At 46.1% G+C, this 26,706-nt stretch carries 23 protein-coding genes; 10 read left to right on the top strand and 13 right to left on the bottom strand.

Annotated elements, in window-relative coordinates:
- Positions 1 to 23: 23 nt before the first annotated feature.
- On the top strand, positions 24 to 1,013 hold the full coding sequence (locus tag ACFI32_RS11695; protein ID WP_462626769.1) for a hypothetical protein: 990 nt from the start codon (positions 24 to 26) through the stop codon (positions 1,011 to 1,013).
- A gap of 229 nt (positions 1,014 to 1,242) precedes the next feature.
- Here ACFI32_RS11695 and ACFI32_RS11690 read toward each other — a convergent pair whose 3' ends face one another.
- Positions 1,243 to 1,452 carry a helix-turn-helix domain-containing protein gene (locus ACFI32_RS11690; protein WP_462626768.1) on the bottom strand — a complete coding sequence of 70 codons (210 nt, stop codon included), beginning with the start codon at positions 1,450 to 1,452 and terminating at the stop codon, positions 1,243 to 1,245.
- 84 nt (positions 1,453 to 1,536) lie between these two features.
- Between ACFI32_RS11690 and ACFI32_RS11685 the strand changes: the two genes are divergently transcribed.
- The 5 genes from ACFI32_RS11685 (at position 1,537) to ACFI32_RS11665 (ending at position 5,250) form a co-directional block, all read left to right on the top strand.
- Positions 1,537 to 2,823: a hypothetical protein gene (locus tag ACFI32_RS11685; protein WP_462626767.1), complete on the top strand. Its 1,287-nt coding sequence runs from the start codon at positions 1,537 to 1,539 to the stop codon at positions 2,821 to 2,823.
- A gap of 134 nt (positions 2,824 to 2,957) precedes the next feature.
- Positions 2,958 to 3,206, top strand: a complete 249-nt coding sequence (locus ACFI32_RS11680; RefSeq protein WP_462626766.1) for an antitoxin VbhA family protein — start codon at positions 2,958 to 2,960, stop codon at positions 3,204 to 3,206.
- Positions 3,207 to 3,624: 418 nt separating this feature from the next.
- A complete protein-coding gene (locus ACFI32_RS11675; RefSeq protein WP_462626765.1) occupies positions 3,625 to 4,107 on the top strand; it encodes a hypothetical protein in 483 nt (160 codons plus the stop codon).
- A 130-nt stretch (positions 4,108 to 4,237) separates the two neighbouring features.
- Positions 4,238 to 4,645: a hypothetical protein gene (locus ACFI32_RS11670; RefSeq protein WP_462626764.1), complete on the top strand. Its 408-nt coding sequence runs from the start codon at positions 4,238 to 4,240 to the stop codon at positions 4,643 to 4,645.
- A gap of 131 nt (positions 4,646 to 4,776) precedes the next feature.
- Positions 4,777 to 5,250, top strand: a complete 474-nt coding sequence (locus ACFI32_RS11665) for a pseudouridine synthase (protein WP_462626763.1) — start codon at positions 4,777 to 4,779, stop codon at positions 5,248 to 5,250.
- 109 nt (positions 5,251 to 5,359) lie between these two features.
- Here ACFI32_RS11665 and ACFI32_RS11660 read toward each other — a convergent pair whose 3' ends face one another.
- Positions 5,360 to 6,607, bottom strand: coding sequence for a hypothetical protein (locus ACFI32_RS11660; protein ID WP_462626762.1), 1,248 nt, complete (start codon positions 6,605 to 6,607; stop codon positions 5,360 to 5,362).
- 539 nt (positions 6,608 to 7,146) lie between these two features.
- On the opposite strand from ACFI32_RS11660, the gene truC reads away from it, so the two are divergent.
- Positions 7,147 to 7,905, top strand: a complete 759-nt coding sequence (gene truC, locus ACFI32_RS11655; RefSeq protein ID WP_462626805.1) for a tRNA pseudouridine(65) synthase TruC — start codon at positions 7,147 to 7,149, stop codon at positions 7,903 to 7,905.
- A 134-nt stretch (positions 7,906 to 8,039) separates the two neighbouring features.
- Here truC and ACFI32_RS11650 read toward each other — a convergent pair whose 3' ends face one another.
- The 6 genes from ACFI32_RS11650 to ACFI32_RS11625 form a co-directional block, all read right to left on the bottom strand.
- Positions 8,040 to 8,324: a barstar family protein gene (locus tag ACFI32_RS11650; RefSeq protein WP_462626761.1), complete on the bottom strand. Its 285-nt coding sequence runs from the start codon at positions 8,322 to 8,324 to the stop codon at positions 8,040 to 8,042.
- 288 nt (positions 8,325 to 8,612) lie between these two features.
- Positions 8,613 to 9,428 carry a sulfite exporter TauE/SafE family protein gene (locus tag ACFI32_RS11645; protein ID WP_462626760.1) on the bottom strand — a complete coding sequence of 272 codons (816 nt, stop codon included), beginning with the start codon at positions 9,426 to 9,428 and terminating at the stop codon, positions 8,613 to 8,615.
- Positions 9,429 to 9,466: 38 nt separating this feature from the next.
- Positions 9,467 to 9,991: a flavin reductase gene (locus tag ACFI32_RS11640; RefSeq protein WP_462626759.1), complete on the bottom strand. Its 525-nt coding sequence runs from the start codon at positions 9,989 to 9,991 to the stop codon at positions 9,467 to 9,469.
- A gap of 39 nt (positions 9,992 to 10,030) precedes the next feature.
- Complete coding sequence (locus ACFI32_RS11635) at positions 10,031 to 11,059, bottom strand: methionine synthase (protein ID WP_462626758.1); 1,029 nt, start codon at positions 11,057 to 11,059, stop codon at positions 10,031 to 10,033.
- A 61-nt stretch (positions 11,060 to 11,120) separates the two neighbouring features.
- On the bottom strand, positions 11,121 to 12,113 hold the full coding sequence (locus tag ACFI32_RS11630) for a DUF1852 domain-containing protein (protein WP_462626757.1): 993 nt from the start codon (positions 12,111 to 12,113) through the stop codon (positions 11,121 to 11,123).
- Positions 12,114 to 12,270: 157 nt separating this feature from the next.
- Complete coding sequence (locus ACFI32_RS11625) at positions 12,271 to 13,071, bottom strand: AraC family transcriptional regulator (RefSeq protein ID WP_462626756.1); 801 nt, start codon at positions 13,069 to 13,071, stop codon at positions 12,271 to 12,273.
- Positions 13,072 to 13,172: 101 nt separating this feature from the next.
- Between ACFI32_RS11625 and ACFI32_RS11620 the strand changes: the two genes are divergently transcribed.
- Positions 13,173 to 14,840, top strand: a complete 1,668-nt coding sequence (locus ACFI32_RS11620) for a 2-isopropylmalate synthase (RefSeq protein WP_462626755.1) — start codon at positions 13,173 to 13,175, stop codon at positions 14,838 to 14,840.
- A gap of 97 nt (positions 14,841 to 14,937) precedes the next feature.
- Here ACFI32_RS11620 and ACFI32_RS11615 read toward each other — a convergent pair whose 3' ends face one another.
- Positions 14,938 to 15,825: an EamA family transporter gene (locus tag ACFI32_RS11615; protein ID WP_462626754.1), complete on the bottom strand. Its 888-nt coding sequence runs from the start codon at positions 15,823 to 15,825 to the stop codon at positions 14,938 to 14,940.
- Between the two features lie 109 nt (positions 15,826 to 15,934).
- On the opposite strand from ACFI32_RS11615, the gene ACFI32_RS11610 reads away from it, so the two are divergent.
- Entirely contained in the window at positions 15,935 to 16,444 is a 510-nt protein-coding gene (locus ACFI32_RS11610) for a MarR family winged helix-turn-helix transcriptional regulator (RefSeq protein ID WP_462626753.1), read from the top strand.
- A 147-nt stretch (positions 16,445 to 16,591) separates the two neighbouring features.
- Here ACFI32_RS11610 and ACFI32_RS11605 read toward each other — a convergent pair whose 3' ends face one another.
- From ACFI32_RS11605 to recG, 3 genes are all read right to left on the bottom strand, one after another.
- On the bottom strand, positions 16,592 to 19,690 hold the full coding sequence (locus ACFI32_RS11605) for an efflux RND transporter permease subunit (RefSeq protein WP_462626752.1): 3,099 nt from the start codon (positions 19,688 to 19,690) through the stop codon (positions 16,592 to 16,594).
- Positions 19,687 to 20,967 carry an efflux RND transporter periplasmic adaptor subunit gene (locus ACFI32_RS11600; protein WP_462626751.1) on the bottom strand — a complete coding sequence of 427 codons (1,281 nt, stop codon included), beginning with the start codon at positions 20,965 to 20,967 and terminating at the stop codon, positions 19,687 to 19,689. Before ACFI32_RS11600 ends, ACFI32_RS11605 begins: the two co-directional genes overlap by 4 nt.
- 262 nt (positions 20,968 to 21,229) lie before the next feature.
- Positions 21,230 to 23,518 carry an ATP-dependent DNA helicase RecG gene (gene recG / locus ACFI32_RS11595; RefSeq protein WP_462626750.1) on the bottom strand — a complete coding sequence of 763 codons (2,289 nt, stop codon included), beginning with the start codon at positions 23,516 to 23,518 and terminating at the stop codon, positions 21,230 to 21,232.
- A 218-nt stretch (positions 23,519 to 23,736) separates the two neighbouring features.
- On the opposite strand from recG, the gene ACFI32_RS11590 reads away from it, so the two are divergent.
- Positions 23,737 to 24,717 (top strand): patatin-like phospholipase family protein, encoded by a 981-nt coding sequence (locus ACFI32_RS11590; RefSeq protein WP_462626749.1) that lies wholly within the window; start codon positions 23,737 to 23,739, stop codon positions 24,715 to 24,717.
- A gap of 129 nt (positions 24,718 to 24,846) precedes the next feature.
- Here ACFI32_RS11590 and ACFI32_RS11585 read toward each other — a convergent pair whose 3' ends face one another.
- Positions 24,847 to 26,583 (bottom strand): choice-of-anchor I family protein, encoded by a 1,737-nt coding sequence (locus ACFI32_RS11585; protein ID WP_462626748.1) that lies wholly within the window; start codon positions 26,581 to 26,583, stop codon positions 24,847 to 24,849.
- Positions 26,584 to 26,706: the final 123 nt, after the last annotated feature.

Genomic DNA, 26,706 nt, shown 5'->3' with positions numbered 1-26,706 from the left:
AGATATTTCTGGATGTTTTTGATATGGATAAAATTATTTTAAGTGATGCGGATATTGATAAAGGACTTAAAAATGGATCTATGGTTAATAGCGGAGTTCAAATTAGAGATGTAAAGAGTGGTCGAATAGTCAAAGTCATTCATAAAGAAAATGAAATGAGTCTACGTATACCTTACACTTTAATACAAGTAAACAATAATTATATCTATAAAGCCGACTTGAAACCTATCATTGAAAGCATATTGTTAAATCGCCAAAAGGATACTTATGATGAACTAGAGGAAGCTTATTGCTTAGTTACGGACTACTTCAATACATGTAATACTTATAAAAAGGATGTAGACAAACTTTTTTATATATGTTTAGAAGCTTCTACTAAATTTAATATAAAGATAAAAAATGAAATAAATAATTTAGATATTAGTAAAATTAAAACAGAAGATATAGACAGATTTAAAAAATTCTTATCTGCTTATGTGGACATTTTATTTGTTTATATTGTAAGTTCTTACACATATAATAAAGATAAATTTTCTGAAGATACAGTTATATTGGATAAGCTATTATCTTTTGAAAGTAATGTAAAAAATATTTATGAACAGTTATTAGCAAAGTCTACATGCAAAATATCCAATGAAGGAAAGCGTCTTACAAATTTCAATATGGAAGATTCAGTCTATAGTAGGTATATATTTGATGATAACTATGACATATATGAAATTGAACGTTTAGTTCGTCATGATTCAAGATTTAAATCTGTAACTGATATTTTTAGTTTTTATAAAAAACACTTCAAAGTAGGTAATTTTAGAAATGATGACTACGGCTATGATCATAGGCGCATAAATAATGAAATAAAAATAAGTATTTCAACTAATCGGACTAACGATAATAGAGATGGTTTAATAGGGGTTTTATATTATATATTAGAAGCTATTGAAAATTTAAAAAATATAAGAAATGAAGTGGTTAGTTTAGATGATGAATTAAGCTTAGAGCTATTTGATAAGTAAGGTATACCCTCACCCTAACGGGACCAGTTATTTCACCCTCCAAGCTTATCAATAGACTACTTAAGATAGACTGATATAATAAAACTATTTATAACATGCTATTTTATTAGGTGTTTATGTTTATTAGAGTGTATTCAAGGGCGTCAAATAAAAGTTTATATACCCAGCTCTTTCTTACAACTAAATCAATTTCTGGAAGTATCTAATTTCATGAGATTTAGTCAGAACCTCAGACTAAATCTTGTATTCCAATATCCAACGCATCGCATATCTCGTAAGCTTTTTTCAACGTAATATTTTTCTCACCACGCTCGATGTTTCCCATATAGCTACGATCAATACCTGCCATCTCTGCTAGCCTCTCCTGAGATATTCCTTTGCTTTTACGCATCTCACGGACACGCTTTCCAAAGGCAATCATGCGATCATCTGTTGTCATTTCATTAACCACTGCTAAAGATAGCAATACTCACAGTGGTAAGCTACAATATCCACGGGATATAGTCGGTATTGAGAGGTAAGCGTGAAAACTAAACTAGAGTATCAATCAGATATAACAGAAACTAATAAGCTTATCTGTGAGAAGTACTGGTTAAGAGAAGCCGATAAACGAAGTGGTTTTATATATACCTGTAAAGAGATAGGTCAAGAGTTTGGTTTTAAGCATCAAGATATACCTAGTATCGTTAAAATAAATGCTCATCTTGTCGTACTAGACTGCCAATGCATAGACTGCGGTACAACTAAGATTTGCTATACTCGTTCACAGCTAATTCGATTGGACCCTATTAGATGGCGGTGTGATGATTGCTGGGAAGCGCTTCAAAAAAGAAGGGATCAAGAGTACTTAGAGTATCGTCTTAAACAAGACCGCTTAGCAGAAGAGAGAAGACAGACCGCTCTAGAGTACATTAATCAATACAGAAGCATTCAATTAAGCAGTATTCCTTCAGTCACTGAACTTGAAGATGTGGATAAGCTTCTACTCGCAGCGACTGTAGAGAGTATAGGGACAGATAATTTAAGGAATACAGTCTCTCTACGTGACAATTTATCATTGCCTTTATCACCGTTCTCTAAATTAGATGAAGAGATACTACATCATCTCTTTAACCGAAATCTGCTCATATTAGCTCCCGAAAATAGCTACGAATACGTAACTATCAACGAAGAACAAGAGTTAGAAATAGATTTCTATCAAGCGATCTTTGAGTTTACTTATAGTATTGAGCATCTTACTAGGATCATGATAAACGCTAAATCTAGGAAAGATGTCAGTGCTCTAGTAGCAGATAATCAATTCAAGAACTGGTGTGAACAGGTGCAGCTGGGAGAGTGTCTTAGCTACTTAATTACTAGATCAAGACTGAATGATCTAGCACCGCCTATTGGTGACAAGCTAGTTAGTATTTTCAGAGCATGTTTGGCCGAATGTTCTGTATCAACGATGCATTATATAATTTGGAAGTCTGTTGAAAATGCTGCTGCATACATGCAAAAACCAGGTATTACTCGAAGACATGCTTCAAACTCTATTGCTGGTAATATAGAAAGGGTTTTCGGTAAAATATATAGTGGTAGTTGGTCTCACAATAGCGCTTATCGCGACTCCAGTCATCCTCAGTCTGCGATGGCCAAAATATTTTTTGATTATGTATTTGGAGTAGCTGATGGTGGTTTTCACTACACTATTGATGAGTTATTTAGTCCATATAAGTTCCAGGGAGCTTTAGAGCAAGTAAGTTATGCAGTTCTCGGAAATGCTAGAAGCACTAATTATTCGGTCACAATAGCTTTTGATATCAAATAATCATAATTTATCAATGTTTAAATCCTTAATACAATTAAGTTAGCCAAATAAGGTATATCAGTAAGAGAAAGATTGTCTAGATAGAAAACTATATAACTTGCTGAGCAAATTTGTTATTAATAATAGGAGCTAGTATGGAAGATTCTAAATTTGAAACATCAATTACTGATGATCGTCCTATCCTCGTTAGCCAACAAGAAATAGAAAAACGACGCCGTATTAGCGCTATTACTTCGGCCAGTTTCGCAGTAGACAACCTTCCTATTAACCCAGATACTCAGCATATTTTCAAAGACTTTGTGGAAGGTAAAATTGCAACTAACGAAGAAGTAACAGCGCTACTACACGCTCACTATACTAAGGTAATACTTGAAGATAATTGACCAACGCTTCTTCTAATGTTCAGACATCAATTGTAGAAAGTCGAATTATAGACATAGTTAGTATGATAAGTAATTACTATATTTGCTAAATAGGATGCTCGCTGAGCTTACTCAGTATGATAAGTAATTATTTTTATAACGCTCTCACTATTAATAAAATCAACAACTTAGAAAAAAAATTAGTATGATAGGTAATTACTCTATGACAATTTATATATTTATTTTATAAAAATATTGTTGTATCACGTGAGATCCTTTGCTATCTTTTTATTAGGTAGCAGAGGATTTTTTATGTTTGCTAATATATAGGTACATATTTGAATGGGTAAGTTTACACAGATGGGTTCATGGCAGGATAGAACCAGTCCGATAATACTTAATAAACATTCAACAAAATGAACTGGAATCAGTAAACGTTATGAAAAACAAACACGCCAGCAGTTATGAAAAAGACAAAGAGACCTATGAAAAAGGGCATTTATACAAAGATTTAGAACGCCAAGAACAACATAGAAAAGCCGCTATTGAAGCTCATCCATGGTATGAGCCATGGTCAGACTGCCTAAAACGGGAAGCTGACTTTGAGGTTGAATATCATTATACCAGTACGCACTACCCTATTTATATTGGTATGCAGAGTCACTTCAAATACAGCAAAGAAGACAAAAACGTATGGATGATTTTTCCTGACTTTTTAGATGCAGACGGCATTGTCATGATGGATAGAAGAGTGACGCCAGATTTGCAAGGAAAAGCCGAGATGTGGATTCTAAATAAAAATAATGTTGAGCTGCACAGAGCTAAACTCTCAGTGGGCTTGACCGCTTATATGACTTTTTATAACAATATTTTAGCAGAATTAAAAGTTACTAAAGTAAATAACTATGATATTAATAGATAAAAACATTTATACAATAGCACTATTATGAGTGTAAATCGTACCAGATTCAAAACGTATCTGCCTTATTTAAATTAAATCCTTGATATTGATGATAAACTCTAATATTTAGCCTCTGATGGTTGTAAATGATATGGAAATAAAAGTAAGTAAAGAGCGAATAAAAGAGCTGGTTGAAGAGCAAAGAGTACTACATAATAACTTTTTGTCTTGTATTGATAGAGGGATACAACCTGACTTTGAGGTGGAGTATGAGGCTGTGCATGGAATAAAACTTATAGCTGGTGCTCTTACCGACTTTAAATACCTTGACGAGCCAGATAAGGTTTGGATTATTTACCCAGAGTATATTGATGAACTCGGCTGTACGATAACCCGTCGGGATGCTTTGGTTGCCTCAAAGGGAAAGGCACATATTTATATTCCCAATAGAGACAATATAGAAACGCATAAGCAAATAGCCTCATTAGGCGCACAGGGTCTGATGATATTTGGTGGTACTACTCTTGCTGACATCACTATCACAAATATGTATTTTTGATTTTATTGCTATTTAGCACTAGAACTAAAATCAACCGCTTTCCATCATATATTGTTGCTTACTTCTATCATACGACATTTCAGTATACTTACTCCCTCATTATCTAAATTCCAAGATAATGAGGGATTTTTTTGCGTGATAAGGTAGAAAGCGGCCAACCTGTATACAATAACAACATAGACAGCACGGACACAGAGAATATGGAAACCCAAAGTAGTACCGCAAGCCACATAGACATCATCTATGAAGACGAGCACTTGGTCGCGATTAACAAAGAAGCGGGGCTGCTGGTGCATCGCAGCTGGCTGGATAAAGGCGAGACGCGTTTTGCCATGCAGCTCACCCGTAATGCAGTCGGGTGCCACGTCTTTCCTGTACATCGCTTGGATAGGCCAACATCAGGCGTATTATTATTTGCCAAAAGCTCCGCTGTGGCGCGCACCTTGAGCGAAGCCTTTACTGCCCATGAGGTGACCAAGCAATATTTGGCGGTCGTGCGCGGTTTTATGCCAGAGCAAGGGACGATTGATTATGCGCTCAACTTTAAGCCTGACGCCATCGCCGATAAGTTTGCTAATGTGGACAAGCCTGCTTGTAAAGACTAAAGTCATACACAGATGTTTCTGACCTCTGTGGTAGTCTCTTTGATATTTTTTGATTGATTAGATAATTAAGGCGCAAAATCTATCTCATAATCATTATCCTTTAGAAATCTTACAAACTTTCATCTAAAGAGTATTTTAATAAAAAATCGCAGAACTCTACAGCCTTATCTTTATGATTTTCTATGGTTTGCTGATCTAGCTTAAATACTTTTTTCTTCCAGTCATAGTATTGATCAAAAACTTGCTCTTGCTTAGATATCATTAATGGTAATTTTGGATGATCCACTAGCTTTGCTATCAACAATACATTGATACGGCGATCAATAAAATCAGGATCTTTTTTATAAAAAAACTCACCCCAAAGGTAGTTATGCCATTCACTACTGGCATCCCAGAACTTATCAAGAATCTGTGATAAACAAGGCTGACTGCATATCAATTTAGTTAGCATAGATAAGTCTGACTTAAGCTGTTTTTCTAAAAAATCAAAATTCATGATGGCACTTCTATCACCTTTCATCTTCTCATTGACATGAAAATCTAAGAGCAATGCTAACTCATCATCTACCATATTAACTAAATCTCGTTGAAATATACCTGCCATGCGTTTAGATTTTAATAGATCAGTAATTGGTTTAATACGAATAGTCGGTCGGAGCTTTACTCCTGAATTCAGCCCACCATTGCCTCTAGCTACTAATACATCAAAATATACCTCACTGTCTGGTAGTTTGAAAATGAATTGTATACTGTTCTTAATTTGGGTGACCGACAATTGATAATCTATTTTATTTTCATCTAAATAATGACAAAGTAATAACTTAACGACTGATACCAATTTTTTATTGAAATTACCTAAATGTGCATCACTACGACCATAGCTAATTTTACGATGCTTATAACAGTGATAGACCTCTTCTATGCTGTAAAAATTTTCAGGTTGTTCATAGTATGATTTGTATTCAGGTTGACTAACCCCATTGGGAAAATAAAACTTATCAGACCATGTATCATGAACCATCAACTTATATTTTGAAGCGGCCGTTAAAATAATATTCAAAAAACTACTAAAGTCTTCTCTAGGTAAATGAGTGACTATCAAACAGCCTGCTGGGTTTTCGATAAAAAAATCACTATAATTTTTAAGACCTTCAATATCATCCCATTCATCTTTATTTTTTTTATTCTCTTTCTGCTGATTTGCCCAAAACTCTATAGACTTTGCTACCGCAATGAGTCCTTCATTGTCTTCTGGCGACCGTCGTTTAATACTATAAAACCCTAAATAACCCTCTTTATTTATATTTCTTACCGCGAGATCTTCTGAGCGCCATACATAGACGGAAAAGTTTTTCATATTGGAATCTCATATAAATGTTTATTAGAAAGCGATATTAATATTATCTTTGGCTAGCTAATCATTAATAGGTAATACTAGATTAGAATTATATTGCCTACTTTCCTAAAATACTAGAACATGTCATCAATCAGCACATTTTTAAATGTAGTCGCCTTAAAACTACTAATAATAAGGTTTGTCATGTTTTTCTGTGAAAATAGTGGTTTGAAGTCACTCTGTCGGTATCTTCATCAAGCCCATTACCCGTCTTCATGCTTTTAGCAATCTTAGCCAAGACTGCACATAACTCATCATGCACTGACTCATGAATATACAGCCGTTTTAGGACAGCGCTTTTCATGATGGCTTTGTCCGTTGGAGTTGAAGCTGTAAAGACAATTTTTTGAATTTCTACATGTTCAGACGCTAGCGCTCAATCATCCGACTACTGTTGAACTATTTAAATCCAAAGATAATGAGAGATTTTTTTGCGTGATAAGGTAGAAAGCGGCCAACCTGTATACAATAGCAACATAGACAGCACGGACACAGAGAATATGGAAACCCAAAGCAGTACCGCAAGCCAAATCGACATTATTTACGAAGATGAGCATCTGGTCGCAATTAATAAAGAAGCGGGACTACTGGTGCATCGCAGCTGGCTGGATAAAGGCGAGACGCGCTTTGCCATGCAGCTGACCCGTGATGCGGTCGGTTGTCATGTGTTTCCCGTGCATCGCTTGGATAGGCCAACATCGGGTGTATTATTATTTGCCAAAAGCTCCGCTGTGGCGCGCACCTTGAGTGAAGCCTTTACTGCACACGAGGTAACCAAGCAATATTTGGCGGTCGTGCGCGGTTTTATGCCAGAGCATGGCACGATCGATTATGCGCTCAGCTTTAAGCCTGACGCCATCGCCGATAAGTTTGCCAATGTGGACAAACCCGCTCAAGAGGCGGTAACTCATTGGCAAAGTTTGGCACAAATTGAGCTGCCATTTGCAGTGTCAAAAAAGCATCCCACCAGCCGCTATAGCCTTGTGCGCCTAATACCTGAGACGGGACGCAAGCATCAACTGCGTCGGCACATGAGACATGTATTTCATCATATCGTGGGTGATACCAGCCACGGTGATATACGGCACACGCGCTTTTTTCGCACCCAGTATGACTGTACGCGGATGCTGCTACATGCTCAGACGTTGGCGCTCAATCATCCCGTCACTGGTGAGCCACTGCTGCTAAAGGCAGGACTGGACGATCAATGGATGGGTATCTTGGAAGCGTTTTCTTGGGTGGAGCGTGCTAAAGCTTAAATTTATCTAAAATAATCAGTGAAAGAAGCCAAAATATGATTGCTCAAGGTTTGGTTCCCTATACAGGCATCGAACTATGCGTTGTATGCCTAATATATATAGTATTTTATTAACAACTAAGATAGCTAGCAGAACTAAGTTAAGGTATAAGCAAACTTTTCTTCCAAGTTGAATTGCTCGTCCTGGTTTTTAACTTTTTCGAGAATAAAAACTATCTTTTCAAAGCAACTCAGCTTTTCTTTTGAAGTAGTCGAATTGAACCATATTAAATTAATTGGTCTCTCTACACCCCCGCTTAATAGATCCCATAATGCATCAAGATTCTTACCATAGTAGAGCTCCACATCAAACTGACGCGCAATTTCGTTATGAAATTCTAACTCAGTCAATATTTTATCGCCGTGAATTTCAATATTCATAATTGTTTCCGATATACGTTACTCAGTACAGAGGTATCATTAAAAAGCTCTCGGCATCTATTATAAGAGTTTTTTTAATTAGAATATAAGAATGTATAGGCGGTCTATTTCAGGTATACCCCAGTAGAACCAGTTACCTTACCACTCAAACTTATCAATAAACCACCCAAAATAGACCAAATCAATAAAACCACTTATATCAGAGTACTAAGCGATACATGATTTACAGCCTTAGACACTATAACCCTGTGAATGAGCTTTATCCTTTAGACACACCAATCCAGACCCTCAAAAAAGCCCTTTATAAAGAAAGTAAAACCCTACAATGGTCAACAGCACCGCAAAGCATTTTTTTAGTAGCGCTGGTGATAAGATATGCGCAACCTTTGCGCCCAGCTTGGCGGTAAAAAAGCTCATGATACTGATACCTAAAAAGGCATAGATATGCACAAAGCCAATCGCATTAGGTACATTGATATTGGCCTGCATCCCAAAAATCATAAAACCCAGCGCGCCTGCGATGGCAATTGGCAGACCGCAGGCTGCAGATGTGCCCACCGCTTTTTGCATCACCACACCATAACGCGTGAGATAGGGCACGGTTAAACTGCCACCGCCAATACCAAAAATAGCGGAGGCAATACCAATACCTGCGCCTGCTGCCAGTTGCTTCGGTTTTGATGGCAACGCGGCATCGGTATGCTGGGCGCTGCTCTTTGTTTTCTTTTTGCCGCCCGTAAACATCTTATAGGCAACCCACAGCAAAAACACGCCCACAATCAGCTGAAGGTACAATCCTGATATTTGCCCTGCAATCCCTGCCCCCAAAAAGCAGCCGATGGCTAAACCTGGGGTTAGGTTTTTAAAGACCGGCCACATGACCCCGCCTTTTTTGTTGTGCGCCATGAGCGAGCTGATAGAGGTGATGATAATGGTGGCAAGCGAGGTGCCCAGCGCCAAATGCATCACGGTATCAGGACTGTAGTCCATTTGGGTAAAAACGATAAACAACAGCGGCACGATGATGGTGCCGCCGCCGACGCCGAACAGCCCCGCCGCAAAGCCTGCTAAGGCCCCAATGATTAAAAATATGATAAGTTCCACAGAATCGTTACTTTTGGTTGGAGGATAGAAGGATACGGTTAAGCCATGTCTATTTGACGGACTTGACCGACTGGATGATAGCGACGGTTGAAATAAACCAGACTCTCGCCTGACCCATCTCCACCCTCAGCATGTCTGTCAGTTTGGCTAATCGCGACGACGCGGCACATAAATACGCTATGCGTACCCACCGCTTGCACTTGCTCAATCTCGCAATCAAAGCTGACCAGCGCATCGTCTAACACAGGCGCGCCTGTGACCAAGGTATGCCATGCGCCGTGGGTAAAGCGCTCATCTGACTCAAGCTTGGAGGCAAAGACATTAGATAGGTGCTCATGATGTGCGCCAAGCACATTGACACTCAAGACGTTATTGTCCACAAAGTGCGTGTGCGAGCGCGAGGATTGGTTCATACAGACCAGCAAGGTCGGCGGGCTATCACTGACACTGCACACCGCTGAAGCGGTAAACCCATGCTCGCCTGCCGCGCCTGCGGTAGTGACCACGTTGACTGCCGTCGTCAGCAGTGACATGGCATCTCTAAAATTGCTTGCTTCACTCATCACTGATCCCTCAACTTTCAATAGTCGCTTGTCGTACGCTTAGCCTGCCAGCTCTTGGCGAATGATGTCAGCACCTGCGCTCAGCGCTTGCAATTTACCTTTTGCCACTTGGCGTGATAGTGGTGCCATGCCGCAATTGGTTGAAGGATACAGCTTGTCGGCATCGACAAATTGTAGCGCTTTACGTAAGGTATCCGCGACCGCTTCAGGCGTTTCAATGTCGTTGGTCGCCACATCAATCGCGCCAACCATGACCTTTTTACCACGAATCAGCTCAATCAAATCCATCGGTACACGCGAGTTCTGACACTCAAGCGACACGATATCAATTTTAGACTGCTGCAATTTGGGAAAGGCTTTTTCGTATTGACGCCATTCTGAGCCAAGGGTTTTTTTCCAATCGTTATTGGCTTTGATGCCGTAGCCGTAGCAGATGTGTACCGCCGTTTCACACTTTAGCCCTTCAATCGCGCGCTCAAGGGTGGCAATACCCCAGTCGTTGACATCATCAAAGAACACATTAAAGGCGGGCTCATCAAACTGAATGATATCGACGCCAGCTGCTTCCAATTCTTTGGCTTCTTGATTGAGGATGGTGGCAAATTCCCACGCCAGCTTTTCGCGGCTTTTATAATGGTCGTCATAAAGCGTATCAATCATGGTCATCGGCCCAGGCAGCGCCCATTTGATCGGCTTGTCGGTATGCTGACGTAAAAACTTGGCATCATCAACGAACACAGACTTTTGGCGGCTCACGCCGCCCACGACCGTTGGCACACTAGCATCATAGCGATTGCGGATACGTACGGTTTCGCGCTGATTGAAATCCACACCGTCTAAATGCTCAATAAACGTGGTGACAAAGTGCTGACGGGTCTGCTCGCCATCACTGACGATATCAATCCCTGCCTGTACCTGCTCTTGTAGCGACACCAATAGCGCATCTTGTTTGGCTTGGATTAAATCCTCACCGTCCAGCTGCCACGGTGACCAAATTTTTTCAGGTTCCGCCAGCCAAGTGGGTTTTGGCAAGCTGCCAGCGGTCGAGGTGGGTAGTAATAGGCTCATAATGATTCTTCTTTCTTATCAATTTTTTATAGATGCGTTGTTATCGTTATTAGGCAATCGGCTAGGCAACGTTTTGGTTGACCGCATAGTTGGCTGCCCACGCTTCCAAAATGGTTTGATACGGCTTGATAAAATGCGTTTCGGTAAATTTGCCTTGCTTGACCGCCATCTGGCTGCGCTCAACACGATCATACACCACTTGCGTCAATGAATAATCTTGATAGTTGAGGCTGGGCTGATAGACCTGACCCGCGCTAGAGTTGGCATTATAAATCTCAGGGCGGTAGATTTTTTGAAAGGTCTCCATGGTGCTGATGGCGCTGATCAGCTCAAGGTCGGTATAGTCGCGGGTCAGATCGCCAGCAAAATAAAATGCGAGTGGCGCCGCGCTACCCTCAGGCTTAAAGTAACGTACAACCAAGCCCATTTTATAAAAATAGTCATCGGTCAACGAGTACTCATCTTGCTTGTATTCCACACCCAATACGGGATGCACATTGGTGGTACGGTAATAGGTCTTGCTGGTCGAGACGCTCAGGCAGATCACTGGCTGTTTGTCAAAGTTGGCTTTATAAGCCTCTGAGTTCAATAAATACTGAAACAATTTACCGTGCAGCTCACCAAAATTATCAGGGGTGAGCGAGTCTAACTGCTGGTCGCGGTGCTCTGGCAATACCACGCTAAAATCATAATCACGCACGTAAGAGGAGAAGCTGTTGCCAATCATGCCGTCGATACGTTTGTTTTCTTTGTGATCGACGATGGTGGTTTTCAGTGTTTCGATAATGGGGAACGCTTCGCCATTGCCTTCAATATCCATGTCGGCAGAGATGATGTCGATTTCGACCGAATAACGATCGGCATTTGGATTGTCCCAATGCGCGAGGGCATTGAAACGGTTGTTAATCATGGTCAACGTTTTGCGTAGGTTGTCTTCACGCTGCTCGCCGCGCGCCAAGTTGGCAAAATTGGTGGTTAGGCGTGTGCTGTCAGCAGGATGATAGTTTTCATCAAAACGGATGCTTTTAATCGAACAGCTAAACTCTTTACTCATAATGACTCACCACTTTTATATTTAAAATAGAACAAAATGTCGGTATGGGTGAATCATACCCAAAACTAGACATGAATAAAAACGATACTATTTTAATATAAGATGAATTTTATTCATGTATTATTAATATAGGTATGGCTCAGAAAAGGCGGTGATGCTAAATGATGCTTTTCTCCCCAACCACAAACTCAGAGGGGCACTGACCAAAAAATCGTTTAAAAGCGGTACTATAAGCACTGTGACTGCTATAGCCAAACTGAAAAGCGATCTCGATAATAGGTACGCCCTCGCTCAGCGGCTCCAAAGAATAAAGCAGGCGCGCTTGCTGTCGCCACTTGCCAAAAGAGAGCCCCGTTAATTGTAAAAACTGCCGCTCAAACGTTTTGGCAGAAATATGCAGCTCATCGGCCCACTCAGGGATAGTGCGCGCATCGCTGGGGTGATGGGTCAGGTATTCGCAGACATTGTGATAACGCGCCTCATCAGGCCACGGCAGCAATAAATTTAGCGCGTTACTCCGTTTTAACTCTTCTAATAACAAGCCTACCAGTAAATTGGCATGGGTATCTGCCTGATAATCCACAGGCAGCAGCGTGGCGGCCAAAATCAATTCTTTGAGTAAGGCAGAAACGTTCATCACATAGCTGACTTTGGGCAAGTCCGCTCTGCTGTCTGACTTAACCAGCAAGCTACGTACCTTGGCATGGCTACGCATGACCACGGTATGCGGCGTTTGCGCGGCGATCCATACGGCGCGATTGGGCGGAATCAGCCATCTTCCTGCCTGCGTTTCAACCAGCAAGGTGCCAGAGATGGCATAGAGCAGCTGGGCGCTACCCTCGTGGCTATGCGGCATGATGACGTGTCCTTTGTCATAGTCCACCGCGATGGCATGTAGCGGCAAGGGTGAGGACTCAAACTGTTTGAGTTTGCGGATATCTTCGGCAGTTTTGCTCATCATTGTCCTTTTTGCTATATATATCGCTCTATTATAGATAGTGAGACACCACTGTAAATCGTTACCCTATCCATCTGTCTTTGATTGTTAGGAGAGTTACCATGTTAGCTGATCCCAGCCGTAAATATGTCCCTGCCCCTCGTGTCCAGCTCAGTTCGCGCCGCTGGCCTGATAACACCATTACCAAAGCGCCCATTTGGTTGTCTACCGATTTGCGCGATGGCAATCAGGCGTTGTTTGAACCGATGAATCTGACAAAAAAGCATCGGCTGTTTCAAGAGCTGGTTCGGGTAGGGTTTAAAGAAATAGAAGTTGGCTTTCCTGCAGGCTCGCAAATAGATTTTGATCTTTGTCGTCAACTCATTGCGCAAGATTTGATACCGACGGATGTCACGCCCATGGTCATGACCCAAATGCGCCGTGATTTGATTGACCGCACGGTAGAGAGTATGCGCGGAGCGCGGCGCGTGATCGTGCATTTGTATAACGCCATTGCCCCCGCGTGGCGCGAAATGGTATTTGGATTGTCTGTTACACAAATTGAGCAGTTGGTACGCGAGCATGTCCGTTACCTCAAAGCGCGCGTGGCCGCGTTTCAAGAGACCGAATGGATATTACAGTATTCGCCAGAAACCTTTTGTATGGCGGAGCTGGACGTGTCGTTGCAAATGTGTCATGCGGCAATGGACGAATGGCTTGAGAACGAGACACAAACCATGATTATCAATTTGCCCATCACTGTGGAGGTCAGCACTGCCAATGTCTTTGCCGATCAGATTGAATGGATGCACCGCCATTTACACAACCGTCAGCAAGTCATTTTATCGGTACATCCGCACAATGATCGCGGTACTGGGGTGGCTTGTGCTGAGCAAGCATTACTGGCAGGCGCTGATCGCGTCGAGGGCTGCTTGTTTGGTAATGGTGAGCGTAGTGGTAATTTGGACTTGGTGACCGTCGCCTTAAATATGTATACCCAAGGTGTGCACCCACAGTTGGATTTTTCGGACATTGCGGGTTTAGCTGCCGCTGTGGAAGACTGCACCGCGATTGCGTTGCATCCTCGTCATCCTTATGCTGGCGATTTGGTTTTTACCGCTTTTTCTGGCTCTCATCAAGATGCCATTGCCAAAGGCTTTAAAGCGCAGCAAGAGGATGCCCTATGGCGTGTGCCATACTTGCCAATAGACCCAAAAGACATTGGCCGTACTTATGATGGCATCGTGCGGGTCAACAGTCAGTCAGGAAAAGGTGGTATCGCCTATTTGTTGGCACAAGATTATGGTGTTCAAATGCCGCGCCGTATGCAGATTGAGCTTAGCTCAGCAGTACAAAAACAAGCCGATAGCGCTGAAACCGAGCTATCAAGCGCGCAGCTTTGGCAAGTGTTTGCGCATTTGTATTTGCGCCCTGAAACGGCACTGGGCATATACGGCTATCAGCGGCACTCACTGTTTGAAACCTCATCAGGTCAAGAAGTGGTGCTGGATTTGCAATCGGTACGTGGTGAGCACCGACAAATCAAAGGTAGAGGCAACGGCCCTATTGCCGCGACTTTAGATGCTTTGTCGATGCCAGCTGCCGTCATGTCTTATAAAGAACGTAATTTAAATCAAGGCAATGATGCAGAAGCGATCGCGATTATCGAGCTGTCCGTTGCCAATGTCGCGGGCGTCTGTTTTGGTGTGGGCATTCATACCAACAGTACCACCGCCGCTATTTTAGCGGTGCTAAGCGCGGCGGCGCGTATTGACGCATTAAGGTCATAGACGTTTTTATGATCTAGAAAGCGGAGACAAGCCATGACTTGTCTCGCTTTTTTTGCCAGTTATCGAAACCATCTGAACTATCTGGCCGCACCTGTCCTCATTTACCAGAACGCTGCACCACAAACACCGAAAGCAATACCAAGATAAAGCCTGCCGATTGTAATAGCGATAATTGCTCACTCAGTACCAGCCAACCAATAACCGTCGCAGTAATAGGGCTGAGCGCGCCCAAAATAGAGACCGCAACAGAGGGCAGCTTTTCAATCCCGCGAAACCATAAGCTATAAGCAATCAGCGAGCCAAATACCGCCAAATAAGCATATCCTGCAAGCTCACTCAGCGTCAGTGACGTCGGTACAGTCTCTATCGTCAACACCATTGGTAACAGCATCAAACCACCAAATAGCAGCTGCCAGCCCGTAAAGGTCAGGTTACTCACCGCAGGTTTCCAGCGCTTGGTCAAATAAACACCAACACCCATCGATACCGCGCCCAAAAGCGCCGCAAGCAGGCCAATGCTGTCCCATGTGGCAGCAGGCGTGACCAGTAGCATCGCCATCCCTACGATTGCGCCGCATACTGCCAGTAACGTTACCGGGCGCGGCGCGATACGATCCACTTGCCACAGCAAGACCATGATAATCAATGGCTGCACCGCGCCAATCACCGCGGCAATGCCCCCAGGCAAACGGTAAGCAGAGACAAATAACAAGGCTTGAAAACAGCAAATATTCAAAAACGATAAGATCATCATACGTCCCCACTGACCAGACTGCGGCAGTCTGCGGGTAAACAGCAGCAGCAATACTCCAGCTGGCAGTACCCGCATCAGCGCCGCAAACAGTGGTTTATCAGGCGACAAAAACTGCGTGGTAACGATATACGTTGTGCCCCAAAATATGGGCGCGAGCATGGTGAGCAATACATCCAGACCGTAGGCGGAGACCCGTTTGTTTTGAGTGATGGTAGGAGTTAAAACAGACATGATTATTTATCTCTATGTTAAGATAAAATAAGCATAGCATAAACTATCTTTATATCAAGATAAATTGTTATGATAACTACTATAATGATTATAAAATAGGAAGAAGGAAATGACGGATACAGACCATGATGCGGTAGGACTGATCATCGCGCAGTGGCAAGCCGAAGGATTTGCGGCGGATCAATTGCAGACGATGGAAACCATCGGTCGCCTAAAGCGTTTAGAGGTGATGCTGATGCGGCAACTGTCAGCTAATTACAAAGCCAATTATCAGTTGAGCCACTGGGAGTTTGATGTGCTGGCTACCTTACGGCGATCAGGCGCGCCTTTTACCCTCAGTCCTACCGCGCTTTTTGACAGTATGATGGTCAGCTCAGGTACGATGACCAATCGTTTACAGCATTTGGAAAAAAAGCAGTTGATCACCCGTATCGACAACCCTGACGACAAACGCAGCTCACTGGTTCAGCTTACCGATGCGGGCGTGAGTCTAATTGATGAAGTGATGATTTCCCACATTCAATTGGAAAATCAGCTGTTGGGCGATATGAGTGCCGAAGAGCTGTCTATTTTAAATGTACTGCTCAAAAAACTGGAACATCAGCTACCCAAGCCTTAAATCACGACTCTAAACACCTCTTTTTATCTCTATATAAAGATTTATAAAATATGCTTATAAAAAAAAGCGCTAACATTGATCAGCGCTTTTTTTCGTTCTTGAGTGGGTACTTTCTGAAACGGCTATGGTTACCTTGGGGTTAAGTCTTTAGCTTTGAGCATCTGAGCGGGCTTTGCCGTGTGGTATCAACCATTTGGCAAACCATGCGGACAGATCATCAACCAAGGTATAAACCACAGGAATCACCACCAAGCTGAGCAAGGTTGAGGTGACCAAGCCACCGAGCACCGCCGCGGCCATGGGTCTGCGGAAGGTTGGGTCGGCTTCGCCCCAGCCAAAGACCAATGGCAACATGCCAGCCCCCATCGCAATGGTGGTCATGATGATCGGTCGCGCGCGCTTATGACAGGCATCAATGATGGCATCAAAACGCGGTAGGCCGCGATGCTGGGCAATCAGCGCATAATCCACCAGCAAAATAGAGTTTTTGGTGGCGATACCCATCAGCATGATAAAGCCAATCATCGACGGCATCGACAAGCTACTGCCTGTGATGACCAAGCCCACAAACGCCCCGCCAATAGACAGCGGCAACGCCATCAAAATAGTAAACGGCTGCAACAGGCGACCAAAGAGCAAGATCAGCACGCCCAAAATACAAATGATGCCCACCGACATGGCGATCACAAAGCCCTTAAACAGCTCGGCCATATTCTCCGCTTGGCCTTGGTCAATAACGGTAATAGAGCTTGGCAGTTGCTGTAGCGTTGGCGTATTTTTGACGGCTGCTACCAGCTGACCCAGCTCGCCGTTGGCAGGCTGGACGGTGATGCTGATCGCCCGTTCACGGTCAAGACGGCGGATTTGCGCAGGCCCTGTACCAAAGCTTAAACTGGCCACTTCGCCCACTTTAACACCTTGACCTGAAGGCGCTGAGCTGGGTACATACAAGCCTTCTAACTGATTGGTGCTTTGCTTGGCTGCATCTGGCAAGCGCACCACAATGGGAATCTGGCGACTGTCTAAGTTCAGCTTAGATAAGCGCTGCTCATAATCGCCCACAGTTGCAATACGCAAGGTCTCTGCGATACTTTGCGTGGTCACGCCTTTATCGGCCATTGCCAGTCGATTGGGGGTAACGGTCAGCTCTTGGCGCGGCAGACTGCGATCACTGGTGACCGCACCTGCAACGGGCAGCGCACGGATTTCACTCATGATTTGTTGTACGGTTTGCTCGAGGACTTTGGGGTTGGTGCTGGTCAACGAAAAGGTATAACCGCTCTCACCACCACTGGATAAACCCACCGTAAAGCGCGCACTAGGTACTTCACTCAATAAGGCACTGATTTTTCTCTCAACGTCGGTCTTAAACGCACGCTCGGCTCGCGGCGCAAGGACGATGTCTAAACTGGCCGTATTTTCTGCCATCGCACTGCCCGAGTTGTTTTTATCCATCGCTTGCTGCGGCTGACCAACAGCGGTAAATACATGCGTCACATCTGGCAGTTGCAAAATGCGCTCGCGTGCCATCGCCGCTACCCGCTCCGTATCAGCCAGCTTAGCATCTGGCGTCAGCTCAATGGCAACGCGAGTTTGATTGATATCATTGTCAGGAATAAAGGCTGTGGGCAGCAGTTTGACCAGTCCTAATGAGGCGACAAACAGCACGAGAGTGGCACCCATGGTTAGCCAGCGATGGCGAAGCGTCCACGTCACCACGCGCAAATAATAGCCCATGGTTTTGCTTTGTTTTTCGACCTGCTTTTTTTCAGGGCGCAAGATATAGGCTGCCATCATCGGGGTGATCAGCCGCGCCACCATAAGCGAGACAAAAATCGCCATCGCAGCAGTCCAACCAAACTGGCGAAAAAACTGCCCCACCACGCCGCCCATAAAGGCGGTCGGCAAAAACACCGCAATCAAGGTAAACGTGGTGGCAACCACTGCCAGACCAATCTCGTCTGCCGCTTCCATCGCCGCCTCATAAGGCGTTTTGCCCATGCGCAGATGGCGCATGATATTCTCAACCTCAACGATTGCATCATCAACCAATACACCGATCACCAATGATAATGCCAACAAGGAGATGATGTTTAAGCTAAAGTCGAACAAATACATGCCCAAAAAAGTCGGGATCACAGACAGCGGCAAGGCCACGGCTGCCACGATGGTGGCGCGAATATTGCGTAAAAATAAGAACACCACAATCACGGCCAAAATACCGCCTTCGATCAGCATGCGCAGCGAGGCGTCATAATCTTCTGCCACAGGCGTGGCGCGGTCGTATACTTTTTCGACCGTGATATTGCTCATATCGGCGCTTAACTCGGCGAGCGCCGCATCAACGCGTTCAGTGATTTCCACCTCACTGGCACCGCGTGAACGGATGACGTTAAACGCCACCACGGTGTGCCCATCGAGCTTGGCAATGGAGCTGGGGTCTGCCGCGCCATCGGTCACTTCTGCCATCCGCCCAAGCGCTTGCGTACCACCTGTGGGCACAGCGATTTGCAACTCATTAAGCTCTCGGGCGCGCTCAACCGCACCCAACACGCGAATGGTTTGCACGCTATTACCCACCTCGGCTTCACCACCTGAGCTGTCTTGCTGAATGCCGGCAACCTGCTGCGACAACTGAGAAATGGGAAACTGTAAACCGCTTAGGGTAATCGGGTCGGCAGCAACGGTAATCTCACGCTGTAGGCCACCGATGCGGCTGATTGAGCTGACCCCTTGGATATCAGACAAGCGCTTAGTGATGGTGTCATCGACAAACCATGACAAATCTTGCGCGTTCATATTGTCCGCACTGACCGAATACGTGACCACAGGAAAGCCTGCGGTAGAGACCTTGGTAATGATCGGGTCATTGGCAGCCGCGGGCAAATCACCACGTACCTCGCCGACTGCGGAGCGCACATCATCAACCGCTTCTTGAATATCTTTATCCAAGATAAATTCAGTAGAAATGGTCGCCGCGCCAGTCTGCAAGGTTGAGCGAATGTGTTTGACTCCTTCAATACTGGTCAGACGGTTTTCGATCTTTTTGGCCACGTCATTTTCAAGCTGGGCAGGTGCCGCCCCCGGTAAGGTGACGGTGACCACCACCGCAGGCAAGTCAATATCAGGAAACTGCTGCACCTTCATCTGCATAAAACCATACCAACCGCCAAGGGTTAGCAGGACAAACAATAAAATCGCGACCAGCGGATTTTTGATCGAATAGGAGGAGAGGTTCATAGTCATGAGCTGGCCTGCGTACTTGGGGCGGTCTGGCTATCCACAACGCGTACCAAGTCGCCATCATTTAAAAAGCTGCCGCCTTGTTTGACCACTTGGCTGCCGACAGGCAAGGTGTCTGTCACCACCACATTTGCGCCCAACCGTTCACCGAGGTTGACGCGCTGCTGCTGAATGCGGCCTGTGGTTTTGCCATCTTGGGTGCTGATATCCGTGACCAACATCACATAGTCATAGCCGTCATTGCTGACGATGGCGCTGTTTGGCAGCGTCTGCATGCGGGTACGCCCAAGCAAAAACTCACCTGATTGGTACATGCCAGCCCGCGCCGTGCGGTTGTCGTTTAACGTGGCGTAGATGGTGATTTGACGGTTGTTGTCCGCAGTCGGCGCGATACGCCGCACTGTGCCCATCACCGATTGATCCTGCGGCAAATTAACGCTGACTGGCGTACCAATATTGATGTCGGTAACCAGTTTGGGGTCGATGTCCGCGCGCCATTCCAAAACGCCGTTTTTGATGATGGTAAATAAAGGATCATTCCCCGCCACCATACCGACATCGACCAGTTTTTCACTGATGATGCCGCTGACTGGCGCAGTCACCTTGGCATTACTCACCGTCAAGCGCTGACTGCTCAGCCGCGCTTTGGCCGATTGCAGCGCCGCGCGCGCGCGTACCTCAGCCGTGCGGTAGCGGTCGGCTTCTTGTTTGCTAATGGCATCAATATCGATCAAGGGCAGGATGCGCGCCGCATCAGCACTGGCATTGGCTAAGGTAGCCTGCGCTTCGGCCACATCCGCTTCGGCCTGCACGACTTGCTGCTGCATGGCGTCGGTATCAAAGATGGCCAGTACTTGCCCTGCCTTGACCTGCGAGCCTTCATCGACCAGTATCCGCTCTATCGCCACGCCATTGACTTTGGCACTGACATTAGCGATGTCTTTGGCATTGATGGTGCCGTCTGCGGTTAAGGTATTGCCCACATCCTCTTGGCTTGGGGCAATGGTCTCGACCGACAGTACTGACGGTTCGGCTGCCACGCTATCGGTGCTATCTGTCGTATCTATACCACTTGAGGCATCGATGCCGCTTGATGTCAGCGCTGATTGGTCGTAGTTGCCCCAGTATTTGCCCAGCAAGATGCCAGCCACCAATACTACAGCCAAGACAGGGATCAGCCACAGCCATATTTTGGTGTCTTTTGGGCGTGGCGTCTCTGGTTGGCGATAAGGCGGCAGATTGGAGGGCGGGTTGGTATTTGGCTCGTTAGGATCACTCATAATCGGTCTCTGTTTATCAGTGCAGTTCTCAAAAAGGATACAACACCGCGTGCGGCAATGGTGTTAATGATTGTGGGGTGGCAGTCACACGGATGGTCAGTTGGGGTTTACTGAATAAAATGCTGGGCGCACGGGCATATAAGCGGTCTGTATTGGCTGGTTGTTCGCCTATGTTACGTTGTTACGTTGTTACGCCTGAGTCCTTGATACTTCTTACCCATGTCATAACGTGATCGGCTCACTTTATGACTACGCATTATGACTAGGCATTGGTATAGCGACTGGCCTCAGGCATCCAGCGGTGGATCAGCTGACTGACATCCTGCTTGCGCGCTGGATCTGCAATCAAGTGCTTCGCCAAACGCTGCGCAATGGCAAACAGCTGCTCATCACGTATCAAGTCAGCCACGTAATAGCCCACGTTACCTGTTTGGCGTTTACCAAGCAGCTCACCGGGGCCACGCAGCGCTAAATCTTTTTGGGCAATCACAAAGCCGTCGGTACTGTCACGCAGCACTTTTAACCGCTCTGTACCTGTTTCAGACAATGGTTTTTGGTACAGCAGCACACAGTAACTTTTGGTCGCACCGCGTCCCACACGGCCGCGCAGCTGATGCAGTTGTGACAAGCCCAAACGTTCAGCATTTTCGATCACCATTAGCGATGCATTGGGCACATCGACCCCAACCTCAATCACCGTGGTCGCCACCAACAGCGCCAGCTCTCCTGTTTTAAAGGCCTGCATCACCGCTTGTTTTTCTGCCGCTTTCATTTTGCCGTGTACCAAACCAATGCGGATGTCTAGGCGCTCACTCAAATCAGCATAAGTGGCTTCAGCTGCTTGGGCATCCAGCGCAGTGGACATCTCTACCAGCGAACAGACCCAATACGCTTGCCGCCCTTCACTACAGTTGATGGCAATACGCTCGATCACCTCATCGCGGCGGTCACGGTCGATGGTGACGGTGGTGATAGGCGTGCGCCCAGGAGGCAGCTCATCGATGATTGAGGTGTCCATATCACCATAGACACTCATCGCCAGCGTACGCGGTATGGGTGTTGCGGTCATCACCAACTGGTGCGGCGTACTGCCCGCAACGCCCTTGTTGGTCAGCGCCATCCGCTGCTCAACCCCAAAGCGGTGCTGCTCGTCAATAATCACCAGTCCCAGCTTGGCAAACACCACTTGCTCTTGAAATAGCGCATGCGTGCCCACCACAATCTGTACGGTATTCTCGCTCACCGCTTCAAGGGCAGCGCGGCGCTGCTTGGCCGTTTGCTTACCTGCCAGCCAACCGACACCGATACCGAGCGGCTCAAACCACTGCTTAAAATTCGTCAGATGCTGCTCTGCCAAAATCTCGGTCGGCGCCATCACCGCTACCTGCCAGCCACTATCGAGCGCATAGCCTGCTGCGCCTGCCGCCACCAAGGTTTTACCCGCGCCCACATCACCTTGCACCAGTCTGAGCATCGGCACTGAGGTTGCCATATCGCTGACAAGCTCAGTCATAACGCGAGCTTGCGCCTTAGTGAGGCTAAAGGGCAAGCTGTCAAACAGCTGCGTGGTCAGTGTGCTGTGCGGCTCGCATTTGGGCGCTTTGTGCTGATGTAGCTGCTGACGACGATACAAGAGGCTCAGCTGATGCGCAGTCAGCTCTTCAATGATTAAGCGCTGACAAGCCGCATGAGTGCGCGCGCTGAGCTGGGTGAGCAAATGCTGCTGCTGACCCATATCGGTATAGGTCGGCGGTGTGTGCAGCAACACCAATGCCTCAAAAATCGTCAAGCTATAAACATTATCAGGATGTGCCGTATATGCTGAGGCGGTAGCCTTGACAGATAAGTCAGACGTGAACATATCACTAGCTGCAGCATAACCGTTGTCATTTTTGCCACTTTTTTCGGATACATGCTGAGTGACAAAGGGTACTAACGGCAAGTCTACCACCACCGCAAAATCTGCAGCGGTAAATAGTGTCATCGGCAGCCCTTGACTGCGCACAGTTTGTAGCGCCATTTTAATTAAAGTACGCAGCTTATTTTGATGTAGACCTTTGACCGTCGGATAAATCGGCTGTAGTCCCGTACGGGTAATGGCGGTACTGTCGGTGATGAGCTGATATTCAGGGTGGTGCAGCTGCTTACCGTAACGGCTGACCTTAACCTCTCCGAACAGCTGCAGGCGATTGCCCACGCTCATGGTCTGATCAAGCCCGCGATACACCTTAAAAAAGCGCAGCGATATCGTGTCGCTGCCATCATCGATCACCACGGTCATGCCGCTGCGCTTGGTGTCAACATGCACCACGCGGCCACAGATCAGCGCTGACTGTCCATGCGTAAGCTCAGCGATTGATACCAAGCGACTGCGATCCTCATAAGCTCGCGGCAAATGCAGCAACAAGTCAAAAATCCGCACAATATCCAACTGCGCCAGTTGCTCTGCTACTTTTGGCCCCACACCAGCCAGCGCCGTCACAGGCATGTCAATGGCGGATGGCAGATGATTGGCAGGTGGGTAAGGCGCTGGACTACTGGTACTTGACATCAAAAATCCCTAATGACCATGTCTCTTATGTGGTAAATACGATAAGCCACCATTTTTTTGACCATATCGCGTAATGACTCAAAGCAACTTGATAACAATCAATGACTTACCTCCTGTCATTATAACGGAGAAAAGACTTGATTATGCCAGGCAATTTGGTGAAGATGCGTCTACGTTATTATCGCCCGCATTGTGGGCTACTACGATAAGGCTTGGTTATGCTGGCACGCTTTTTATTTTCATCTCGACGTTATACCCATACGGCAAGCTTGTTAGCAGTAGCAGGACTGATCAGTAGTTGTGCGACGATCTCGCCTGCCACTAACACGCTTACTACTCCTAAAGCAAAAGCACCCACTGTGGCCTTAGTTCTAGGCGGCGGCGGCGCGCGCGGCTTCGCTCATGTGGGCGTAATAAAGGCATTGGAGGAAAATGGCATCAAACCAACCATGGTCGTCGGCACCAGTGTCGGCAGCTTAATCGGTAGCCTGTATGCCAGTGGTTACACGCCTACCGATCTTGAGCAACTGGCATTAACCACCACCGATAGCCAGTTGACCGACTTTACCTTGTCCAATCAAGGCTTTATCGAAGGCATCAAGCTCAAAAACTTTATCAATGAAAAAGTTCATGGACAAACCATAGAAGATTTCCCAATTGCCTTTGCTGCCATCGCCGCGGAAAAACACACGCTAAAAAAGGCGGTTTTTACCACAGGTGATGCAGGCCTTGCTGTGCAAGCCTCCTGTAGTGTACCCAATATTTTCATCCCGCCGCGCATCCCTGAAAAAGTGGGCAAGAAATACGTCGACGGCGGTGTGGTCAGCTTAGTACCTGTCGACAGTGCGCGCGATTTGGGTGCAGACATCGTTATCGCTGTTGACGTGACTGGCACACCAAATAACAATACTACTAAAAATAGACGCATCACGCTCAGCTCATTAAGCGACTTTTGGGGCTTTCTTGAAACCAAGGTCGTCTCATCAGCCAACCACTCTTCATCAGTAAACAGTGAGCGCGAGCGCGCGGATATTGTCATTACCCCGAATACTGCACACGTCAGCTCAATAGATACCAGCAACCGTCGCTCGCTTATCGAAGCAGGCGCGCAAGCCACGACGCAACAGATTGGCGCTATCAAGCGATTAATTACAGAAAAATCCACCAGCAAATATAAGACGCTCGCTGTAAAACAATAAAGACGAGCATAAAAATCCCCAAAAACGGGAGAGTTTTTGGGGATCTTTTGCATACAGTGGTGATCTACGCTGATAATCTTAGGACATCATCGCGCTTTGAGATGCGCCATAAAGTTTGATCGGTGCGCGCTACGAGAACGCCAATTCAAACAAGCGTGAGCTACCACTGACTTCAAAGCCTACTAGCAGCAGCGGCTTGCCCGTTGGGGAATCATCACTAGAGATAAAGGTTAAGCCCTCAGGCCCCAAGTCGCCATCGGCATTTGCGGCGCTACTGCCCGCTTTTGCTGCCGCTAACTTAGCATCATCAAAGGTACGGGTATTGATCTCACCCATCAAGGTGACATTGGTTGGATCGGTCACATCAAAGGCCATGATGCTCGAAATGCGCTCAAGTCCTACAAAGGCAATGGTTTGCATCCCCACCTGCCCGATGACCACGCCTTCAGGCTCCACCCCTTTATTGTCACTGCGGTTGTCGAAGTCGTTTTTGTCATTACTAGCGTTAAAGTTATCAGGGTATTTATCTGCGATAACCTTGGCCATTAGGCTGCTGCTGTCATAGACAGGAGTACTCATGTTGGCAGTGTCCCAAATACTAAACGAGCGCGCGCCAAAACTATATAGCGTGTCGTAAACTCCATCTTTATTAACATCACCCATGACGGAAGAAAAATCTATTTTACCCAGCGCCTTATCATCAGCGCAATCGAGATTGTGACAGGCAAGCGTGTTGTATCGACTGCCATCAACGGACACATCGTTAAAGCCAATCTCTTCATTAAAGTCGCCCCACTCGCGCGCATCGCCCTCATTGGCGGTGACCAGATAGGTTTTATTGCCAATCGTATAGGTGTCAATCGCATCTGGCATATACATGCCCATGATTGGCCATGTATTGATATTGATGCCGCCATCTTTGTTGCTCACGTCCAGCTCATTGCCGCGCTTTGAGTGGTCTTTGGCACCGAGCGCTTGGATATCCGTCACCATAGCACTGGCAATATCGATAACGGCGATCGCGTTATTTTCTTGCAGGCTGACATACGCCGTATCGCCGTCTTCACTCACCGCGATATATTCAGGCTCCACGTCTTCTGCCACCGTACTCATACTGCCATCGGCTTTTTGACCAAAAATGCGCACGCCTGCATCCATAAGCGCCTGCTTCTGGGCGTTATACGCGGTAAACGTCGCCGTCTTTACGATAGGGCGGTTAATATCGCTAATATTGATGACACTCACTGAGCCTTCAGGGTCAATTTGGTAGCGATCATCAGGCTCGCCTTCGTTTGCCACCAAGAGCGTGTTGCCATCAGGGGTGAACGTGACCATATCAGGCAGCGCGCCCACCTCGATGCTGCTGATGCGCGTCAGTGTATCCGCCTCATACAAGACGACATGCCCGTTATCGGTTTTGTTCTGTCCTTGTACCGCCAGCGCGACAATATCGCCATGCACCGCCACGCTGTTGACCGTACTGCCAATGTCGGACACATCCAGCGACTGTAGCCATACGGGGTTCTGGATGTCTTCGATATTCAGCACATCGACCTTTTCGTTTTGAGCATTGACCACAAACGCACGCTTAGTTTCTGGATGAAAGGCGGTAATCTCAGCGGCAGACTCATCAAAGCCGCCATGCACATAACTGCCTGCGGGCGTAAAGGCCACTGCCTGATAGTTCGTGGGCGTAGGCGTTGTGATAGGCGGCGTGCTGATGTCATTACTACCATCACTTTGACAGCCGCTCATGCCCATTGCGAATAATGTTGGCAGTGCCACTATCGCCCCCAAACGACTGAGACGATGACCATGTTGAAGCAGTGTTGAGTGAGGCAAAAAAGAGCGGCGAGCGCGAGTCATGAGCGAATCCTTTTATTATAGATGAGGCATCAATGGTGATGAGTGCTGGCATGACTCGCTATAGTAAGGCACAAATATGAACAGACGATGACGCGCGGCGTGATGACGCCTTGAGGCTGTTAA

This window comes from Psychrobacter sp. PSi21 (genome assembly GCF_054960615.1).
The sequence above is the reverse complement of the archived record's forward strand: the minus strand, read 5'-3'. Positions and strand labels throughout refer to the sequence as shown.